This is a genomic window from Mediterraneibacter sp., assembly GCF_030825015.1.
Lineage (GTDB): Bacteria > Bacillota > Clostridia > Lachnospirales > Lachnospiraceae > Mediterraneibacter.
The window spans coordinates 115,909-136,112 of sequence record NZ_JAPJQP010000001.1 but is presented as its reverse complement, the minus strand read 5'-3'; the positions used below and the strand labels follow the sequence as shown (position 1 = coordinate 136,112).

15 protein-coding genes and 1 tRNA gene are annotated in these 20,204 nt (G+C 44.0%); all 16 read right to left on the bottom strand.

Annotation, left to right across the window (positions count from 1 at the left end):
- Window positions 1-17: 17 nt before the first annotated feature.
- Window positions 18-2,150, bottom strand: a complete 2,133-nt coding sequence (ppk1, locus tag RCH61_RS00610; RefSeq protein WP_306479569.1) for a polyphosphate kinase 1 — start codon at window positions 2,148-2,150, stop codon at window positions 18-20.
- Between the two features lie 75 nt (window positions 2,151-2,225).
- Window positions 2,226-3,089 carry a patatin-like phospholipase family protein gene (locus tag RCH61_RS00605; RefSeq protein WP_306479568.1) on the bottom strand — a complete coding sequence of 288 codons (864 nt, stop codon included), beginning with the start codon at window positions 3,087-3,089 and terminating at the stop codon, window positions 2,226-2,228.
- A gap of 217 nt (window positions 3,090-3,306) precedes the next feature.
- Window positions 3,307-3,392 (bottom strand) — tRNA-Ser (locus RCH61_RS00600).
- A gap of 83 nt (window positions 3,393-3,475) precedes the next feature.
- Window positions 3,476-5,110, bottom strand: a complete 1,635-nt coding sequence (locus RCH61_RS00595; RefSeq protein ID WP_306479567.1) for an ABC-F family ATP-binding cassette domain-containing protein — start codon at window positions 5,108-5,110, stop codon at window positions 3,476-3,478.
- 171 nt (window positions 5,111-5,281) lie between these two features.
- The gene (locus RCH61_RS00590) at window positions 5,282-6,055 is read right to left on the bottom strand and encodes a histidine phosphatase family protein (protein ID WP_178006907.1); all 774 of its coding nucleotides are present in this window, start codon (window positions 6,053-6,055) and stop codon (window positions 5,282-5,284) included.
- Window positions 6,009-6,956 (bottom strand): alpha/beta hydrolase, encoded by a 948-nt coding sequence (locus tag RCH61_RS00585; protein WP_306479566.1) that lies wholly within the window; start codon window positions 6,954-6,956, stop codon window positions 6,009-6,011. Before RCH61_RS00585 ends, RCH61_RS00590 begins: the two co-directional genes overlap by 47 nt.
- Before the next feature lie 75 nt (window positions 6,957-7,031).
- On the bottom strand, window positions 7,032-7,862 hold the full coding sequence (locus tag RCH61_RS00580) for an Mrp/NBP35 family ATP-binding protein (protein ID WP_306479565.1): 831 nt from the start codon (window positions 7,860-7,862) through the stop codon (window positions 7,032-7,034).
- Window positions 7,863-7,966: 104 nt separating this feature from the next.
- Window positions 7,967-9,334 carry an MATE family efflux transporter gene (locus tag RCH61_RS00575; protein WP_306479564.1) on the bottom strand — a complete coding sequence of 456 codons (1,368 nt, stop codon included), beginning with the start codon at window positions 9,332-9,334 and terminating at the stop codon, window positions 7,967-7,969.
- 50 nt (window positions 9,335-9,384) lie between these two features.
- On the bottom strand, window positions 9,385-10,797 hold the full coding sequence (locus RCH61_RS00570; protein ID WP_306479563.1) for an amidophosphoribosyltransferase: 1,413 nt from the start codon (window positions 10,795-10,797) through the stop codon (window positions 9,385-9,387).
- 209 nt (window positions 10,798-11,006) lie between these two features.
- A complete protein-coding gene (dnaJ, locus tag RCH61_RS00565; protein WP_306479562.1) occupies window positions 11,007-12,191 on the bottom strand; it encodes a molecular chaperone DnaJ in 1,185 nt (394 codons plus the stop codon).
- Window positions 12,192-12,316: 125 nt separating this feature from the next.
- Window positions 12,317-14,191, bottom strand: a complete 1,875-nt coding sequence (gene dnaK, locus RCH61_RS00560) for a molecular chaperone DnaK (RefSeq protein WP_306479561.1) — start codon at window positions 14,189-14,191, stop codon at window positions 12,317-12,319.
- 49 nt (window positions 14,192-14,240) lie between these two features.
- On the bottom strand, window positions 14,241-14,912 hold the full coding sequence (grpE, locus tag RCH61_RS00555; protein ID WP_306479560.1) for a nucleotide exchange factor GrpE: 672 nt from the start codon (window positions 14,910-14,912) through the stop codon (window positions 14,241-14,243).
- A gap of 15 nt (window positions 14,913-14,927) precedes the next feature.
- Complete coding sequence (hrcA, locus tag RCH61_RS00550) at window positions 14,928-15,977, bottom strand: heat-inducible transcriptional repressor HrcA (protein ID WP_306479559.1); 1,050 nt, start codon at window positions 15,975-15,977, stop codon at window positions 14,928-14,930.
- Window positions 15,978-16,107: 130 nt separating this feature from the next.
- A complete protein-coding gene (gene hemW / locus RCH61_RS00545; protein WP_306479558.1) occupies window positions 16,108-17,259 on the bottom strand; it encodes a radical SAM family heme chaperone HemW in 1,152 nt (383 codons plus the stop codon).
- A gap of 18 nt (window positions 17,260-17,277) precedes the next feature.
- Window positions 17,278-19,092, bottom strand: a complete 1,815-nt coding sequence (gene lepA, locus RCH61_RS00540) for a translation elongation factor 4 (RefSeq protein WP_306479557.1) — start codon at window positions 19,090-19,092, stop codon at window positions 17,278-17,280.
- Window positions 19,093-19,200: 108 nt separating this feature from the next.
- The gene (gene holA / locus RCH61_RS00535) at window positions 19,201-20,193 is read right to left on the bottom strand and encodes a DNA polymerase III subunit delta (protein ID WP_178006213.1); all 993 of its coding nucleotides are present in this window, start codon (window positions 20,191-20,193) and stop codon (window positions 19,201-19,203) included.
- Window positions 20,194-20,204 lie beyond the last annotated feature (11 nt).

Genomic DNA, 20,204 nt, shown 5'->3' with positions numbered 1-20,204 from the left:
TTCCTGATCACAAAGGATCATGCCTTTCTTTTTCCAATCGCACGAAATACCTTCTGAAAGATCGATCTTTTTTCTCTTTTTGCTTTCGGAAGCACTTTCGGCGGTCTTGCGTTCAGCGCCGCCTTCATAAAGGCTGCCTGTGCGTTGACTGCCTCCCCTTTTCTTTCCTTCTTCTTATATGTACCGTCATCTGCCATAATGCGGGCTTTCAGATTATCTGCCAGCATTACTTTCAGATCATGGATCAGATGTTTCTTAATTCCCTCATCATAGATCGGACAAGCAACTTCTACACGTTTCTCCGTGTTTCTCGTCATCATATCCGCTGATCCGATATATACTTTCGCCGTTTCACCTGTTCCGAATACAAATACCCTCGGATGCTCCAAATATCTTCCTACAATACTTGTAACACGCAGATTTTCCGTATGTCCTTTTACACCCGGTAAAATACAGCAGATTCCACGCACGATCAAATCTACCTTTACCCCTGCGCAGGAAGCTTCCTCTACTTTCCGAATGAAATCCATATCTGTTACGGAATTCATTTTCATAATGATGCGCCCTTGCGCGCCTTTATGGATCTCCTCATCCATATGCTTCAAAACGCTGCGTTTCAGACTGAACGGAGAAACAATCAGATGATGATACTCTCCGTCCAGGTTTCCGATAGACATGTTTTTGAAAAATACAGCCGCATCCTCGCCAATTCCCTGATGAGCCGTCATAAGCGAATAATCTGTATACATCTTCGCTGTCTTTTCGTTATAATTTCCCGTTCCTACCTGCGTAATATAACGAATGTCGTTTCTGCTCCTATATGTAATCAGGCAAAGTTTTGAATGAACTTTATAGCCGTCAAATCCATACAGCACACGACATCCTGCCTCTTCCAGACGTTCAGACCAATCGATATTGTTCTGCTCGTCAAAACGAGCCCGCAGTTCGATCAGTACCGTTACCTCTTTTCCATTTTCAGCCGCCGCACAAAGATATTCCACAAGACGCGCCTTTTTCGCCAGACGGTAGATCGTAATCTTGATCGTCATAACATCGGGATCAAATGCCGCTTCTTTAATAAGCTGCAAAAACGGATCCATACTCTCATAAGGATAGGACAAAAGGACGTCTTTTCGCTTTACCTGCTCCATCACACTCATTCCCTCCGCAAGAGCGGCAGCAGGCTGCGGTGTGAACGGTTCGTCCGTCAGTGCTTTTTTCATTGACTCCGGTATCTTGTCTGCGATCGCAAAAATAAAACCAAGCTTCATTGGCATTTTCGTCCTGAAAATACATTCCGGCGCGATCTTAAACTTGTCGCAGAAATATTTTTCCATCTCTTTTCCAAGCGGCGCGGCTGTCTCAAGTCTTACCACAGCCATTCTGCGCCTTTTATGAAGCGTTTCTTTCATGATATACCGAAAATCTTCATTGTCCGCCAGCGCCTCGTCATCCGGTGCAATGTCCGCATTTCTTGTCACACAAATATAGTTTTTATCCGACACCTGATACTGTTCAAATACAAGTTCCAAATATTCCATGATCACTTTTTCCATACGGATGTAGCGCACATCATGACCCGGAAGATAAAGAACATCTGAAATATACGGAGGAACAGGTACAATGCCGAGCATAGCATTATTCCCCATCTTCAGCGTCGCCACAACATAAATATCCTTATTCAGCAGATGCGGAAACGGATGATTCGCATCAACAATCTGTGGTGACAAAACCGGAAGCACCTGCTCTTTAAAATATTTTTTAACATACTTCTTTTCCTGCTGCTCCAGCTCCTTAAAATCCATTCCGCATACTCCATATGGCTGGAGCTGTTTCTTTATTTCCGCATACGTTTTATCTCTTTCTTTATAGAGAGGTGCGACCGCTTTATAAATGGCGTCAAGCTGCTGCTTAGGAGTCATCCCTGATCTGATATCCTGCTTCTTACTGTCAGCCGCAGCCATATCATACAGACTTCCTACACGGATCATAAAAAATTCATCAAGATTACTTGTAAAAATTGCGACAAATTTCATGCGTTCCATAAGCGGAACACTCTCATCCTGAGCTTCTTCCAACACCCGCTGATTAAAACGCAGCCATGATAACTCTCGATTTTGTGTATAATCTAACGTTTCTGTCTTTTCCATCCCACTCTCTCCTTCTCTGATTTTCTGTCATTTTCCCACGAAGCAAACTGTCGTCTGCCCTTCCGGGAAAAGTTTCTATTTCTCTAGATATTCCATAAGATCCTCAAATTTTCGTTCTGTATATTTATATCCGTGCTCATAAAACGCATGCAGCGTTTCTTTATTTCTCTCCAGCCTTGAAACCGGTTTTACATGCGGTCTGAGAATAAATATCTCTCCTTTCTTTTCAAGCTGATCCAAATAATTCATCGTTTTATTGTACTCAAAACTTCTCCTGAAAATCGTTCGGATCAAATTCGGATATGATTTGTATGCCCTTTTGTATACTCTCTGCATAGCCGGTGAAAGAACTGATTTCCTATATCCTGAATTCTTCGTAAGGATGACAACAATCTTTTCATTTTCCATCTGCTGCGCTCGTCTGATCGGAACAGAATCTGCCAGTCCTCCGTCAAGATACGGAACGTCATCAATATTCACGATGGGAGTGAGCAGCGGCATACTTGACGACGCCCTGCAAAGCCGCATCAGACGGTCACTGTCATGATCCTCGGTCATATATTCTGCCTTTCCTGTCAGACAGTTTGTCGTAACGATCTGACAGTTAATCTCCGAATTAAAATAGGTCTCAAAATCAAACGGAAGTAATTCCTTCGGATATTTATCAAAGATCAAGTCCATATTCATCAGGCTTTTCTCTTTCACGAAATCTTTAATCCCGTAATAGTAGTTTCCTTCTTTATCAGCCGGTATCATACAATCTCTCGTTCTTCCCGGCTGCCGTGAAACATAATCCACCGCATTGCAGGAACCTGCCGAAACGCCGATCACATCTGAGAAATACAAGTCTTTCTCCATCAGATAATCCAGCGCTCCCGACGTAAAAATTCCGCGTGTTGCGCCGCCTTCAAGGACGAGTGTTGCCTTCTTTATTGTCATATTGATAACCTCTTTTCTGCTACAATCTACTTCCCTCTTTTAACTTCTCCATTATATAACTTTTTTTCTTATTGTGAAACCGGAAGTTGATTTTTAAACAAATCTTTTCATATTCTTTTCAAATTCTTCATTTTTCTGACAGAAAACAACAAAGAGGAAAAAATCAAAATACCGAGAGCCTTCTCTTTCTTTCAGACTCTCGGTATCTTTGTTAAAACGGAGACGGAGGGATTCGAACCCTCGTGCCCCGGAGGGCAAACGCATTTCGAGTGCGCCCCGTTATGACCACTTCGATACGTCTCCATATGAAAGCTGTGCAGGAACTTCACACACAGCTTTTACATTATAACAGAATTATTTCCAAAAAGGAAGAGGATATTTTAATTTTAGTCGTCTTCCTCAGTTGTTACAGTATATGTCTGTCTCTTTCTCGCCATCTCATCGCTCTCAAGATACTCATCATACGTCGTAATCTTGTCGATCAACTGTCCGCCCGGAACGATTTCCATAATGCGGTTTGCCGTTGTCTGCACGATCTGATGATCTCGTGATGTGAAGAGCAGTACTCCCGGAAACTTGATCAATCCATTATTGAGCGCCGTGATCGATTCCATGTCAAGATGGTTCGTAGGCTCATCAAGAAGAAGGACGTTCGCTCCGGAAATCATCATCTTAGAAAGAAGGCAGCGTACTTTTTCTCCTCCTGAAAGAACTTTCAGTTTCTTCACCCCGTCTTCCCCTGAGAAAAGCATTCTTCCAAGGAATCCACGGACATAAGTCACATCCTTTTCTTCAGAATACTGTGTCAGCCATTCTGTAATATTATAATCACTGTCAAATTCTCCGCCGAAATCTTTCGGGAAATACGCCTGTGAAGTCGTCACTCCCCATTTGTAAGTACCTTCATCCGGCTCCATCTCTCCGATCAGGATCTTAAAAAGAACTGTTTTGGCAACTTCGTTGCTTCCGACAAAAGCAACTTTATCATCATGACCGAGAGTAAAGCTGATATTGTCAAGTACTTTCACCCCGTCGATCGTTTTGGAAAGACCTTCTACCGTAAGCACTTCATTTCCGATCTCACGGTTCGGACGGAAATCAATATACGGATACTTTCTGCTGGACGGTTTGATTTCGTCAAGCTGGATCTTCTCAAGAGCACGTTTTCTCGATGTCGCCTGTTTTGATTTTGAAGCATTGGCGCTGAAACGGGAAATGAAGTCCTGAAGTTCTTTGATCTTCTCTTCTTTTTTCTTATTCGCCTCTTTCATCTGACGGATCAGAAGCTGACTTGACTCATACCAAAAATCATAGTTTCCTGCGTAAAGCTGTATCTTTCCATAATCAATATCCGCAATCTGTGTACATACTTTATTCAGAAAATAACGGTCATGGGATACGACGATCACCGTATTTTCAAAATTGATCAAAAACTCCTCCAGCCATGCGATCGCGTCAAGGTCAAGGTGGTTTGTCGGCTCGTCAAGAAGAAGGATATCAGGATTGCCGAACAGCGCCTGTGCAAGAAGTACCTTCACTTTCTGCGGACCTGTCATATCTTTCATCGTTTTATAATGAAGCTCTGTCTCGATTCCAAGACCGTTCAAAAGTGACGCCGCATCGGATTCTGCTTCCCAGCCATTCATTGTGGCAAATTCTCCTTCAAGCTCGCTTGCCTTGATTCCGTCTTCGTCTGTGAAATCCTCTTTCGCGTAAATCTCTTCCTTCTCTTTCATGATCTCATACAGGCGGGCATTTCCCATGATTACTGTGTCGAGAACCGGGTATTCATCATATTTAAAATGATCCTGCTGCAAAAAGGAAAGACGCTCTCCCGGAGTGATCGCAACTTCACCGTTTGTCGGTTCAAGCTGACCTGATAAAATCTTCAGAAACGTAGACTTTCCGGCTCCATTGGCGCCGATCAGACCATAGCAGTTTCCTTCTGTAAATTTAATATTGACATCTTCAAAAAGCGCTTTTTTCCCTACACGCAGAGTTACATTATTTGCACTGATCATTACAATATCTCCTTTTTTGAAACTTCGTTTTTTGGGATATGTGATGCTTAACACGCACCAACGCTTATATTAACATACAATCCATAAAAAAGGCAAGGACTTATAGGAAACCTGTACGTTTCCTATATCCCTGCCTTCTGCTCCCCAATATCCGGATATGAAAAAGATCACTCAATGTCTGCCGTTCTCATCGCTATACACTTCACAGAAACGCGCAGCCAAAGAAACCGGCTCATCCCCTGCATAGAGATGAGAAACATCTCCCAGCTTCAATCCCCGGAAACAGGCAATTCCCTGCTCACGTTCCTCTGTCACTATCTCTGTCACCGATGTCGGCGCAAACGCAAAATACTGCCACGCCGCAAAAGGAGACATATTCCACAAATGGGACAGCAATGCACATGTGATTCCAAAATGACAGAAAAATGTCACCGTCTCTGTGCATTCCTTTTCCACTCTATAAGAACTTCCTTCACGAACATATCCGTGATCTGCAAGAAATTTGTCAAACTCAGAAGTCACTCTGTCGTACACTTCTACCGCATCTGAATTCCGGCATATATCAGATTCCCGCCACTTGATCTTATCCATACATTCACCGTGTTCTATCCAATAAGAAGGGGTGATATCCCACACGATCCTCGGCACATACTTCCCATCCTTTTTATCCGCAGTCGGATATGCCTTCTGAAGATGCACCGCCTGATTCAGATCGATCCTTGCCGGAAATTCTCTCAGCCATTCTAACGTCTGTGCGGTCTTCCCGACTTTGTCCAGACAATACTGCGCTGTGTCTTTCGCCCGTCCCAGCGGAGAGACATAACATGTCCCAAGATTCAAAGAAGCCGCTCTTTTTGCAAGCAGCGCCGCTTCCCGATGCCCTTTCTCTGTCAGCGTGTCATTTATATAATCCGGATCTCCATGTCTGATAAATAAAATCCTCACTGTCTATCTCCTGCCTTTCCTTAATATCGAGCGTTTTTTTCAGCCAGCGTTTTGCAAGTTCTGTCCACATTCCGACCGCATCTAATGCATCATAAATATACCGCTGCTCTTCCTCAGTCCATTTTCCCGGACGCTCTTTTAATTTCTGTTCAAACCACTCTTTCTCTGCTGTTGACATTCCATGCACTCCTTCCGTAAATACATGATGTGCGTACGGAACACCTGCCTTCCTGCATGCCTCGGCAAAAAGATAACTATTTTCTACCGAAACGGTTCGATCCTCCAAAGTGTGCCACAAAAAACACGGCGGCGTCTCTTTTGTCACATGCTTTTCAATCGACATATACTCCAATTCCTCTTTTGCAGGCTCTTCTCCTAAAAGCGCCAAAAAAGACTCTTCATTTTTATACTTTCCTGATGTGACAACCGGATATGCAAGTATCTCTGCGTCCGGTCTGCATGAAATTTCTTTCAGAAGAGGGCTTTCCTCCTCTATATCTTTGAAATGGACACCGAGACTTCCGCACAGATGTCCTCCTGCTGAAAATCCACACACCGCAACTTTATCCGCATCAATCTGACATTGCTTCGCATAATAACGTACGATCCTTACCGCTCTCGCCAGATCTTTCAGAGGCTGAAGATGCAGAGGTTCTGCATCTTCGGGATTCACGCTGTATGTGAGTACAAATACATTGTAGCCCTGCCCATAGAACATCCTTGCAACAATATCGCCTTCTGACGATGACACTTGACGATAGGCGCCTCCCGGCACTACGATCATCGCCGGACGGATCTGATCATCCTCATGCATATAACTAATCAGATAAGGAATCTCTCCGCCTTCCCTTTCATACAAGTATTCTTCCTTTTTCCAAATTGCCGTTCTCTTTCCTATCATTTTTCCACCTCTTTCTGACGATCGGCGAAAACGTTATACAGATCACTCCATCCTGATCTCTTCGCGCTGACAGCCTTATAATTCTACATCCGCCAGATACGGATTCTTTGTTTCATAAAATTTCTCATTTTCAACTGCTTCTGCCAGTTTCATATCAATCGGCATGCGTCCGAGCACCGGAACATTCATTTCCTGCGCAGCCTCTTCCACATGGCTTTCCCCGAATACTTTTATTTCTTTTCCGCAGTCAGGACATTTTACATAGCTGTAGTTTTCTACGATTCCAAGCACCGGAATGTTCATCTGCTCTGCCATGTTTGCCGCCTTCTTCACAATCATCTGTACAAGATCCTGAGGAGATGTCACGATGACAACACCATCTACCGGAAGCGACTGAAATACTGTCAGCGGAACATCTCCTGTTCCCGGCGGCATATCAACAAACAAATAATCGATATCCCCCCACATAACATCTGTCCAAAACTGTTTTACAACGCCTGCAATGATCGGTCCTCTCCAAATAACCGGAGCTGACTCATCTTCCAAAAGAAGATTGACCGACATAATTCTTGTCTCATCTTTTGCAATACACGGGAGGATCCCCTCTTCTGTTCCCCTTGCTTTCTCATGAATTCCATACATTTTCGGAATGGACGGACCGGTAATATCCGCATCCAAAATTCCGACCGTATATCCTTTTTCCCGCATCATCCTTGCAAGTGAAGCCGTGACAAGCGATTTACCGACGCCGCCTTTTCCACTGACTACACCGATGACTCTCTTAATAGAAGAGTACTGATTCTCCGGCTCACGAAAATCTTCTTTCTTACTGCTGCATGAATCTGCGTGCGCGCATCCGGCGCAAGATTCCTCTGTACATCCATTTGTATTTTGTTCCTCTGGCATGATTTACTACCTCTTTCTATAATTTACTCTTTTTTCAGTATAACACATTCGGGCAAAATCTTGTACTGATTTTGCCCGAATATCGTTCGTCACTTTCTTCTCATTTATCTTGTCACATCATTGAGCCATTTATAACTGCGGTATCGCTTATATGTGATCGGTATTTTTATAATTTCATCACTCATAAGGATAACATAAACGACCGGAACACTTAACTTAAATACAAAGGCGGCAAGGAAACCGAATAAAATCGAACAGCACCACATCGTTGTCATATCAAGGATCAATCCGAATCTTGTATCACCGCCGGATCGGAATACTCCAACAACGAGCGTTGTGTTAATTGCCTGTCCGACAACAAAATAAGACATGACAAAAAACATGATCTTTAAATATTCCTTCGCTGTGCCTGTCAGTGTCAGTGCCGCAGCAGCCAAAGGCGAAACCGCAAGAATTACGGCTCCTCCCAGCGCACCCATAATAACACTCAGTATGAGAAACCTTTTTGCATAGGCTTTCGCATATTCCGTCTTTCTCTCGCCGATCGTCTTTCCGAGATAGATTGCCGCCGCGCTGGACAATCCAAAGGAGACAACTGTCGCAAGCTGCCTTGCCACCTGTGCCACTGAATTTGCCGCTACGGCAGCGCTTCCCATATGACCGAGGATCGCCGTATTTGCCGCAGTGCCAAGTCCCCATAAAACTTCATTAACTACAACCGGAAGGGCATATTGCATAAAATCACGGAAGAGTATCTTATCGGTATGAAGTACATACTTAAACCGCAGCCTGATCTCCCGATTAAACAGGCGGGCATATACCGCAACAAGCACTACTTCCAAAATCCTTGCGCAAAGTGTTCCAAGCGCCGCTCCGGCAACTCCCATCTTCGGAAGACCGAGCAGCCCGAAAATGAAAATTGCATTCATAATAATATTGCAGATAAGTGACAACAGATAAACAACCGTCGCCACAACAACCCGTTCCACACTCCGCATAATATACAAATATGCCTGCGTAACACCCATCATCACATAGGTAAATGCCACGATCCTAAGATACTTGACACCCTCTGAGATAACGACCGGATCACTCGTAAAAATCTGCATTAAAAGTTCCGGTATCGCAAGGGCTGCCACTGTAAAAAGCGCCGTCACGCAAACCGCCGCTTTTACCGCCATCCCTAATATTTTTTCAATCGCATCATGATCGCCTTTTCCCCAATACTGAGCGGTAAGCACCGTCGCCCCGGAAGTCAGTCCAAACAGGAATAACGTCATAATATACTGAATCTGCCCAGCCAGCGATGCGCCGGACAGCGCCTTCTCTCCGACAGCGCCAAGCATAATAACGTCCGCCGCCGTAACTCCTACGTTAATAAGATTTTGTAGCGCCATCGGCACAACAAGCGCCAGCACAGTCTTATAAAACTTTCTCCTGTCAATTTCTACATGATTCTCTCTCTTAAGCATACTATTTCTGCCAAACTACCTTTTAATTATTCTTTTGCCTCTCTTTTTGATCATTCTTTTCCGTTGAAGCAATATGTGCACACCTTGCATGGGTCAATGCCGATGGAAGCAATCAAATCGTCCAACCGGTGGAATCGCAAAGTTGTAAAATTCTGGATTCTTCTGATCTCCTCCACCATTTTTGCATAGCGGCAGCTATCTGGGTCTGCATATTCTGCAAGCACCTCTGCCGGACAGTTTTCGCCTTCTTCCTGCTGAATGATCCTGCGTGTGATCAGATCAAGATCTGACTTTGATCTTGAAAAGTTCAGGAATTTACAGCCATATACGAGCGGAGGACATGCCGGACGCACATGTACTTCTTTTGCACCGCTCTTATAGAGAAATTCCGTCGTCTCCCGAAGCTGTGTTCCCCGCACGATGGAATCGTCAATCAAAAGCAGCTTCTTATCTTCTATCAAAGACTGTACCGGGATCAGTTTCATCTTCGCGATCAGGTTTCTCTGACTTTGACTTGTAGGCATAAACGACCTCGGCCATGTCGGCGTATATTTAATAAACGGTCTTGCATATGGTATTCCGGATTCATTCGAATATCCGATCGCATGAGCGATACCGGAATCGGGAACTCCTGCCACAATATCAGGATGCACCGAATCCCCGTCGCGTTTTGCAAGCATGCTTCCGCATTTATAACGCATCTCTTCCACATTAACTCCTTCATAAGAAGATGTCGGATACCCATAATAAACCCACAGGAAAGAACAGATCTTCATTTCTTTTCCCGGCGCAACAAGCTGTTCTACTCCTTCCGGGGTAATCAGATCAATCTCCCCGGGTCCCAGTTCTTTATACGCTTCATAACCGAGATTAATATATGCCGAGTTTTCAAATGAAACGCAGTACGCATCCTCTTTCTTTCCGACAACAATCGGCGTTCTTCCATATCTGTCGCGCGCCGCATAAATTCCGTCTTTCGTCATAAGAAGCAAGGTCAGAGAACCGTTCACTGTCTCCTGCGCATAACGGATTCCTTCTATAAGAGTTCCTTTCTTGCAGATCAAAGAAGCTACCAATTCCGTCGCATTGATCTTTCCACCGCTCATCTCCTGAAAATGGGAATGCCCTTCTTCAAATACTTTCTTCAGGAGTTCCTCTTCATTATTGATCTTTCCTACTGTAACGATTGCAAAACTTCCGTGATGTGACTGTATAAGAAGTGGCTGCGGCTCATAATCCGAAATACATCCGATTCCGAGATTTCCTCTCATCTCGTCTACATCCCGTTCAAATTTTGTACGAAAAGGAGCATTTTCTATATTATGGATCGCACGGCAGAACTCTCCGTTACCATACGCAGCCATTCCTCCTCTTCTCGTTCCGAGGTGGGAATGGTAATCCACGCCGTAAAACAACTCCAATACACAGTCTCTTTTTGATGCAACTCCGAAAAATCCACCCATTTTCTATGTGCCTCCTGTAAATTTATCAAATTCATTCTGCTATTTATCTTTCACCCTATAAAGGATACGGAGTTCCTCACAATAAGTCAATACTTTCTTTCACATGCTTACTATTATCGTTTATTATAGATATATATAAGCAGAAGTTCTATTCCGATCCTTTTGGACAACAAAACAAGAGGATGCCCTTTTTGACATCCTCTTATACATTAATCTTCCAAAGCCTCTTTCATTTTCTCCATAAAGCTTTTCTTTTTCTTCTTTTCGCCTTTTGCTGTCGCTTCATCATGCTCATGGAGCGTATTTCCTGTTAATTCATCAAATTTACGAAGCGCTTCTTTCGCCTCTGAACTTAATTTTTCCGGTGTTTGGATTACAAGCGTCACATAATGATCTCCCCTTGCCTGCGGATTACGAAGAGATGGCACACCTTTTCCTTTAAGACGTACTTTCGTATCCGTCTTCGTTCCGGGCTTCACATTATAGATCACATCTCCGTCTACTGTAGGTATACGGATATCCCCTCCGAGCACCGCCACTGCAAATGAGATCGGAATCGTAGAGAAGATATGAATATCCTGTCTCTTAAACGACGAATGTGACGAAACATTCACTTCTACAAGAAGATCTCCCCTTGGTCCTCCGTTTACGCCCGGTTCTCCTTTGTCTCGGATACGAACGCTCTGACCATTATCGATTCCTGCCGGAATAGAAACTTTGATCTTCTTTCGGTTTGCAATATATCCACTTCCCGCACATTTTGAACACTTCTCTTTGATCACCTTGCCGGAACCGCCGCAATTCGGACATGTCTGTACGTTTTGAACCGTTCCAAAAAAGGACTGAGAGGTATAAACGACCTGCCCCCTGCCGCCGCACTTCGGACAAGTTTCAGGAGAAGTTCCCGGTTTTGCTCCTGTTCCGCCACACGTTTCACACGGATCTTTCAATACGAGATCTAATTCTTTCTCGCAGCCAAACACAGCTTCTTCAAATGTAATTCTTATGCTCTTTCGGACATTCGCGCCCCTCATCGGACCATTACTTCTGCCGCCGCGTCTTCCTCCGCCGAACAGATCGCCGAAAATATCACCGAAAATATCACTGAAATCCGCACCGCTAAAGTCAAAGCCTCCGAAACCTCCCGCGCCGCCTGCGCCGCCGTCAAATGCCGCATGACCGAACTGATCATATTTTTGACGTTTTTCAGGATCACTTAGAACAGCATATGCTTCGGATGCCTCTTTAAATTTCTTCTCTGCTTCGGCATCCCCCGGGTTCATATCGGGATGGTACTTCTTTGCCAGTCCGCGGTATGCCTTTTTTATTGCCGCCTCATCAGCATCTTTGCCGACGCCGAGCACCTCGTAATAATCTCTCTTTGACTCTGCCATAATACGAATACTCTACCTTTCCTCAAGAAAATTCTACGAAACCGCTTTTACACGATCCCGTAGAATTTTTATTTTACACATTGCCTGACATTCTCAGACTTTTTATCACTGTTTCGTCTGATTTTTTAAACTTCTTTATAATCTCCGTCTACGACATCATCGCCGTTAAATCCTTCCGGAGCCGGACCTGCATCCTGACCCGGATTCGGACCTGCCGCGCCAGCTCCTGCCGCAGCGCCTGCCTGCTCATACATCTTTGTAAAAAGTTTCTGTGCGCTTTCCATCAGTTTCTCTTTTGCAGCTTTAATCTCAGCCACATCAGCCTCTGATGTATTTTCCGGAGTTGATTTTGCCAGCACATCTTTCAATGCCTGCATATCAGCTTCTACAGCAGCTTTATCGTTTGCGTCCAGCTTATCGCCTACTTCTTTGATTGCTTTCTCTGTCTGGAATACCATTGCGTCAGCTTCGTTTCTTGTATCGATCGCCTCTTTACGTTTCTTATCCTGCGCTTCAAACTCAGCAGCTTCTTTTACTGCTTTATCAATGTCTGAGTCAGACATATTTGATCCTGCTGTAATCGTAATGTGCTGTTCTTTTCCTGTTCCAAGATCTTTTGCAGATACATTTACAATACCGTTTGCATCAATATCGAATGTAACTTCGATCTGCGGGATTCCACGCGGAGCCGGCGGGATTCCATCCAGTCGGAACTGTCCGAGTGATTTATTGTCTTTTGCAAACTGTCTTTCTCCCTGTACAACGTTGATATCTACCGCTGTCTGATTGTCTGCAGCCGTAGAGAAGATCTGGCTCTTCTTTGTCGGGATCGTTGTATTTCTTTCGATCAGTCTTGTAGCAACGCCGCCCATTGTTTCGATGGAAAGAGAAAGCGGTGTAACATCAAGAAGAAGGATATCTCCTGCACCTGCGTCTCCGGCAAGTTTTCCTCCCTGAACAGATGCTCCGAGAGCAACGCATTCATCCGGGTTCAATGATTTGCTCGGCTCTTTTCCTGTCAGTCTCTTCACTTCTTCCTGTACAGCCGGAATACGTGTAGATCCGCCTACCAACAGTACCTGACCAAGATCTGCGGCTGTAAGTCCTGCATCTGAAAGTGCGCGTCTTACCGGCTCTGCTGTTTTATCTACAAGATCTCTTGTCAGTTCATCGAATTTTGCTCTTGTCAGGTTCATATCAAAGTGCTTCGGTCCTTCAGCTGTCGCTGTGATGAACGGAAGATTAATATTTGTCGTTGTCGCTGAAGAAAGTTCCTTTTTCGCTTTCTCTGCCGCTTCTTTTAATCTCTGAAGCGCCATCTTATCTGTAGAGAGATCAACGCCTTCTTTTGCTTTGAAATCTGCCAGCATATAATCTGTGATCTTCTGGTCAAAGTCATCACCGCCGAGACGGTTATTTCCTGCTGTTGAGAGAACTTCGATCACGCCGTCACCGATCTCGATGATAGAAACGTCGAATGTACCGCCTCCAAGGTCGTAGACCATGATCTTCTGCTCTTTTTCATTGTCAAGTCCGTAAGCAAGCGCTGCTGCCGTAGGCTCGTTGATGATACGTTTTACATCAAGTCCTGCAATCTTACCTGCATCTTTTGTTGCCTGGCGCTGTGCGTCATTGAAGTATGCCGGAACTGTAATAACAGCTTCTGTCACTTTTTCTCCCAGGTATCCTTCTGCATCTGCTTTCAATTTCTGAAGGATCATTGCAGAAATCTCCTGCGGAGAATATTTTTTCTCATCGATGGATACTTTAAAGTCGCTTCCCATCTCTCTTTTAATTGAAGAAATTGTTTTGTCTGCGTTTGTAACTGCCTGACGCTTTGCAGGCTCTCCTACGAGACGCTCTCCTGTCTTTGTAAATGCAACAACAGACGGTGTTGTTCTTGCGCCTTCTGTATTTGCAATTACTGTCGGCTGTCCGCCTTCCATAACAGCTACACAACTGTTTGTTGTACCGAGGTCAATACCGATTATTTTTCCCATGATTTTTTCCTCCTGATTTTTATTATTCTGAAATAAAGTTACTTTCTGACTAATTTGCTACTTTTACCATACTGTGTCTCACGACGCTGTCATGATACAGATAGCCTTTTTGGAACTCTTCCGTGATGATGTTCTCACCTGCTTCCTCATCTTCCACATGCATTACCGCATTATGAAAATCCGGATCAAATTCCTGACCCACTGCTTCGATCGGTTTTACTCCGACTCCTTCCAGTGTTGTCATGATCTGTTTGTAAATCTTCTCCATCCCTTCTACGAAAGGATCGTCCTTGCCCTCTTCCGGCACGGCGGCAAGACCGCGCTCAAAGTTATCAATAACCGGAAGTATCTTCTCTATGATATCTTTCGCGCCAATCTCGTACATCTGAGATTTTTCTCTTTCCGTACGTTTACGAAAGTTATCAAACTCTGCCATTTGACGAGTCAGACGATCAGTCAATTCTTCGATCTTCTCGTCTTTTTTATCTTTCTTTTCTTTCTTTCCAAAAAACTTTTTCTTTTCCTTTGGATCTGTATCTTTTGTTTCCTGCGATTCCTCCGCCTCTTCCGAAGCATCTTCGTTTGCAGTGTTTTCTGTCTCTTCTGCCGCTGTTTCTTCCGAGTCAGCCGCATCTCCTTCTTCCTGCATCTTTGCAGCTTCTGCCTTTGCTTCCTCGACGGCTTCTTTTATCATATCTTCTTTGCTCATCTTGTCACCCATCGGCTTTCCACCTTTCTATCCTTTCGGATCTTTATTATAAATCGCATCCAACTCTCCCTGAAGAATTTTCAGCGTCTTCATGACATGCTCATAATCCATCCGTTTCGGTCCGATAATGCCGATCGTCCCTTTCATACCTTCGCCAAGTTCGTACGTCGCTGTCACGACACTGCAGTCTTTCATTGTCTTAACCGGAGTCTCATCTCCGATATATACCTGTATCCCGTGATTATCCTCGCTTGCCAGCGTCTCTGTCACAAGGTCGGCAAGCTGCTGCTTTTCTTCAAATGCACTAATGATCTCCTGAGCACTCTGCTTATCGCTTAACTCTGGATATTTGAAGATGTTTGTAGCTCCGCTTGTGTAGATCTTCATGTCATCTTCCACATGGATCGTATCTGCCACCGCATCCAATACATGACCGACAACTTCACTGTGAATACCTGCCTGCTCTTTCAGTCTTGCGATCAGTCCAAGCGTGATCTGATCAATCGGAAGTCCGTTCAGCGTCGTATTCAGAAGCATATTCAGCTTCAGAAGATTTTCATTACTTAACATTTCCCCGACTTCAATGATCTTATTCTTGATCACGTTCCCGCCAAGTACGATAACTGCTACGATCTGCTCCGCATCAACCTGAGAAAGCTGAATGAATTTCAATGTATTCCGATTATTGATCGGAGATGATACCATCGTTGCATAATTCGTATTCGTCGCCAAAACTCTGGCCGCCTGCTGTAATACTTTCTCAACCTTATCCGTCTTCTCCAGCATCGCGTTTTCCCGCTTCGCAATATCCTGCTCTTTCTCTTCCATCAGAAGATCGACATAAAGCCGATATCCTTTATCCGAAGGAATTCTTCCCGCCGATGTATGAGGCTGAAAAATATAACCCAAATCTTCAAGGTCTGCCATCTCATTGCGAATCGTTGCAGAACTGAGGTTCAGATCGGTATATTTGGAAAGTGTCCGCGAGCCGACCGGCTCTCCGGTCTCAAGGTAATTCTGTATGATCGCTTTTAATATAATAAGTTTTCTTTCACTTAACGATGTATCGACCGCCACAGCCTTTCCTCCTCTCTCGCTATTAGCACTCCTTTCTTTTGAGTGCTAACACCTTTCGTATATTAAGATAGCACTGCATTTTCCTTTTGTCAACAGTGTTTCTGATTTTTTTATATTCTTAATTCCTATTTTAAAATAGGAACTCGCTCATTACGTAATTGCTGATATCAATTCCGTGTTCCGTCAGACGAACTCTTTCTTTTTCTATTACAAGAAGCTGTTGTTTTACAAGTTTTCTGATCGTCTCACCATAAACCAAATCCATCTTCACTCCAAACACATCGAAAAAATGCTTTTTCGATACTCCCTTCGTTTCTCGTAATCCAAGAAACATAAATTCTTCCATTTGCTCTTGAATCGTCAATCGGTGAGATTCTCCTGTCCGGTCTTTTCCGCCTTCCAGATAAACGTCCATTTTATCTGTATTGCAAAACCGATGTTCTGCGATCAGAGATGCCGCGCCAAGACCTAACCCAAGATATTCTTTCCGCTGCCAGTAACCAAGATTATGCCTGCATTCATATCCCGGTTTGGCATAATTCGAAATCTCATATCTCTCATATCCATATCTTCGAAGGATCTCTCCTGTCGCCTCATAAATCGCCCGCTCCGCATCTTCATCCGGCAGAGGAAGCGCTGTTTTCTCTTTTTGCACCGCTCCCTCTGCATATATTTCACCAAAAGGCGTTCCTTCTTCTATGATCAGACTGTATGCGGAAATATGTTCCGGCTGTAATTTTGCCACCGTACAAAGTGTTTTCTCCCAACTCTTTTCCGTCTGTCCCGGAATCGCCGAGATCAGATCTATATTTATATTATGAAATCCTGCTCTTCTTACCAGCTCCCATGTACAAAGAAATTCTTTATAAGTATGGATTCGGCCAAGCATTTTCAATTCTTCGTCATTGACGGATTGAAGCCCGATACTTAATCGATTCACCCCGCACTTTTTCCACATCGTTACTTTTTCTTCTGATACAGTCCCGGGATTCACTTCCATTGTTATTTCTGCATTGTCCGCAATGTCAAAGTTTTCCCGCAAAGCGTGAAAAATAGAGGCAGTGTATTCTCCCTCTAATATAGAGGGAGTTCCACCGCCTAAAAACACCGTCGTCACACGATACTGCGAAAACTGTTCCTTCTTTTCTTCTATCTCTCTGACAAGAGCCTTCACATACGCAGAAATATTTTCTTTCCGTACAGGAAATGAAAGAAAATCACAGTATGCACATTTCCTTACACAAAAAGGGATATGCACATACAGCTCTAACTCTTTTTTCATTGCCGCTCTTACCTCTTTTTACTCATCATCCAATTTGAGAACACTCATAAATGCTTTCTGCGGAATCTCTACGCTTCCGACCTGACGCATCCGTTTCTTTCCTTCTTTCTGCTTTTCAAGCAGTTTTCTCTTACGGGAAATATCCCCGCCGTAACATTTTGCCAAAACGTCCTTGCGCATCGCTTTCACTGTCTCACGGGCAATGATCTTGCTTCCGACTGCCGCCTGAATCGGAATTTCAAAAAGCTGACGCGGAATTTCTTCCTTAAGCTTCGCACACATTTTTCTTCCCCGATCGTAAGCGCTTCCTGCAAACACAATAAATGACAATGCATCTACTTCTTCTTTATTAATAAGGATATCCAGCTTCACAAGCTCTGATTTCTGATATCCCATCATTTCGTAATCGAATGATGCATAGCCTCTTGATCTTGACTTTAATGCGTCGAAAAAGTCATAGATAATCTCATTTAACGGCAGGTGATAATGAAGAACTGCACGCTTTTCTTCTATATATTCCATGCCCTGATAGATGCCGCGGCGTTCCTGACAAAGATCCATGATCGCACCAATATACTCTGACGTAACCATAATCTCTGCTTTTACCATCGGTTCTTCCATGTAATCAATTTCTGCCGGATCCGGCATATTCGTCGGATTTGTCAATTCGATCACTTCTCCGTTCGTTTTATAGATCTTATAAATTACACTCGGCGCAGTTGTCACGAGATCCAAATTATATTCTCTTTCCAAACGTTCCTGAATAATCTCAAGATGAAGAAGTCCGAGGAATCCGCAGCGGAATCCGAAACCGAGAGCCACTGACGTCTCTGCCTCAAACTGAAGCGCCGCATCGTTAAGCTGAAGTTTTTCAAGTGCGTCACGAAGATCCGGGTATTTTGCACCATCCGCAGGATATAATCCGCAATATACCATTGGATTTACCTTCTTATATCCGGGAAGCGGAGTCTCACACGGTCTTGATGCATCGGTCACAGTATCTCCTACCCGCGTCTCTTTCACATTTTTCAGACTCGCCGTAATATAGCCTACCATTCCTGCACTTAGTTCTTCACAGGGGATGAATCTTCCCGCCCCGAATGTTCCGACTTCTACCACATCAGCCTGTGCTCCGGTTGCCATCATAAGCATCGGAGTCCCTTTCCTTACTGTTCCTTCTTTGATCCGGCAAAATACAATAACTCCTTTATAAGAATCATAAACAGAATCAAAAATCAGCGCTTTTAACGGAGCTTTCGGATCTCCTTGCGGCGCCGGAACTTTTTTTACAATCTGTTCCAACACATCATGGATATTCTGCCCTGTCTTCGCAGAAATCAACGGCGCATCTTCCGCCTCAATACCGATCACATCCTCGATCTCTTCCTTGACTCTCTCCGGATCTGCACTTGGGAGATCGATCTTATTAATAACCGGAATCACATCAAGATCATGATCCAGCGCCAAATAAACATTTGCCAGTGTCTGTGCTTCCACACCCTGCGCAGCATCGACAACGAGGATCGCCCCGTCACAGGCAGCCAAGCTTCGGGAAACTTCATAATTAAAATCCACATGTCCTGGGGTATCGATCAAATTAAACATATATTCTTCCCCATCGTCCGCCTTATATACGGTACGAACAGTCTGTGCCTTGATCGTAATTCCACGTTCTCTTTCAAGTTCCATATTATCAAGTACCTGCGACTGCATCTCTCTGCTTGTCAAAAGTCCGGTCTGCTCAATGATCCTGTCTGCCAATGTAGATTTACCATGATCAATGTGCGCAATGATACAAAAATTTCTTATTTTACTCTGATCTATAACTGACAATTTGATTCCTCCATTATTTCCATACTTTACTTCATATACTTTCTTATTAAAAAACCGTTTCCCTTAAAATGCGGTTATCCCCCTTTTGGGCGGGCACAAATCGTTCCCTCATTGACGCGCTGAGTGCTTCACGATGAAAAGTTCCACAGCCAATGAATCCGTCATGACCCCTGTCTTAACATTTTGCTCAAACTGCGCCCCTTCTTCCATTACATTGCGAAGCTCTCCTAATTCATACCTTCTTGCCTCGTCCATATATCTTCCCGCTGCATACGGATGAATCCCTGCTTTTGATGCGATCTCTTTCTTTCCATACCCGTGATTCATCAGTCCTTTCACATGAAAGAGAAGACGGTATTCCCTCGTCATCAGGAACAAAATCCGCATAGGCGGTTCATCCAATGCGAGCAGTTCATAGTATAAGTCAAGCGCCTTCTTTTGATCTTTATTCGCAACAGCATTTACCATCTCGAAAATATGGTTCGTAATCTGCGTCACACAAATTGCGTCAATATCCGCTCTTGTTATCTTCTCTCTGTCCTCTGTATAACAAAACAGCTTTTCCAATTCCTGCATGATATTTTCCATATTTGTCCCGACTTTATTCAAAAAATACGCCGCATCCGCACCTTCCATCTGTTTCTTCTCTTTCTTTACAAGCCCGAGAACCCAGCGCCGAAGCGTATTTTCATCCTGAATTGTCAATTCGACAATATGACCTTTCGCCTTGACAGCCTTATACAGCCTGCTCCTTTTATCTACTTCTTTTTCAATAAAAAGAAAATAGGCTGACGGGGACATCTCAGCGATATAATCTGCCAGCTCCCCTCCGGCGCTTCCCGAACTTTTAAAAAATCCGGTGTCTTCAAACACAAGAAGACGACGCTGTGCGAGAAACGGCATTGTCTCTGCCAAATCGATCACTTCCCTGACGTCAATATTCTTCCCGTCATAAGAAGCATAATTCATTGTGTCCCCTTCCGGAAGCAGCGCTTTAACGAAACGTTCTTTATACTGCCGCTTCAAATAAGATTCCTCTCCGTATAAAAGATAAATCTGTTTAAATTGTCCTGTTTTTAAATCTTCATTTAAACTTTTCATAACTCTTGTAT

Coding starts and splice junctions, on each gene's coding strand:
- holA (WP_178006213.1), bottom strand. CDS start 20,193: ATGAAAAGTTTAAATGAAGATTTAAAAACAGGACAATTTAAACAGATT.
- RCH61_RS00575 (WP_306479564.1), bottom strand. CDS start 9,334: ATGCTTAAGAGAGAGAATCATGTAGAAATTGACAGGAGAAAGTTTTAT.
- RCH61_RS00570 (WP_306479563.1), bottom strand. CDS start 10,797: ATGGGTGGATTTTTCGGAGTTGCATCAAAAAGAGACTGTGTATTGGAG.
- RCH61_RS00595 (WP_306479567.1), bottom strand. CDS start 5,110: ATGATCAGTGCAAATAATGTAACTCTGCGTGTAGGGAAAAAAGCGCTT.
- RCH61_RS00585 (WP_306479566.1), bottom strand. CDS start 6,956: ATGATAGGAAAGAGAACGGCAATTTGGAAAAAGGAAGAATACTTGTAT.
- grpE (WP_306479560.1), bottom strand. CDS start 14,912: ATGGGTGACAAGATGAGCAAAGAAGATATGATAAAAGAAGCCGTCGAG.
- ppk1 (WP_306479569.1), bottom strand. CDS start 2,150: ATGGAAAAGACAGAAACGTTAGATTATACACAAAATCGAGAGTTATCA.
- RCH61_RS00605 (WP_306479568.1), bottom strand. CDS start 3,089: ATGACAATAAAGAAGGCAACACTCGTCCTTGAAGGCGGCGCAACACGC.
- hemW (WP_306479558.1), bottom strand. CDS start 17,259: ATGAAAAAAGAGTTAGAGCTGTATGTGCATATCCCTTTTTGTGTAAGG.
- dnaJ (WP_306479562.1), bottom strand. CDS start 12,191: ATGGCAGAGTCAAAGAGAGATTATTACGAGGTGCTCGGCGTCGGCAAA.
- RCH61_RS00580 (WP_306479565.1), bottom strand. CDS start 7,862: ATGCCAGAGGAACAAAATACAAATGGATGTACAGAGGAATCTTGCGCC.
- dnaK (WP_306479561.1), bottom strand. CDS start 14,191: ATGGGAAAAATAATCGGTATTGACCTCGGTACAACAAACAGTTGTGTA.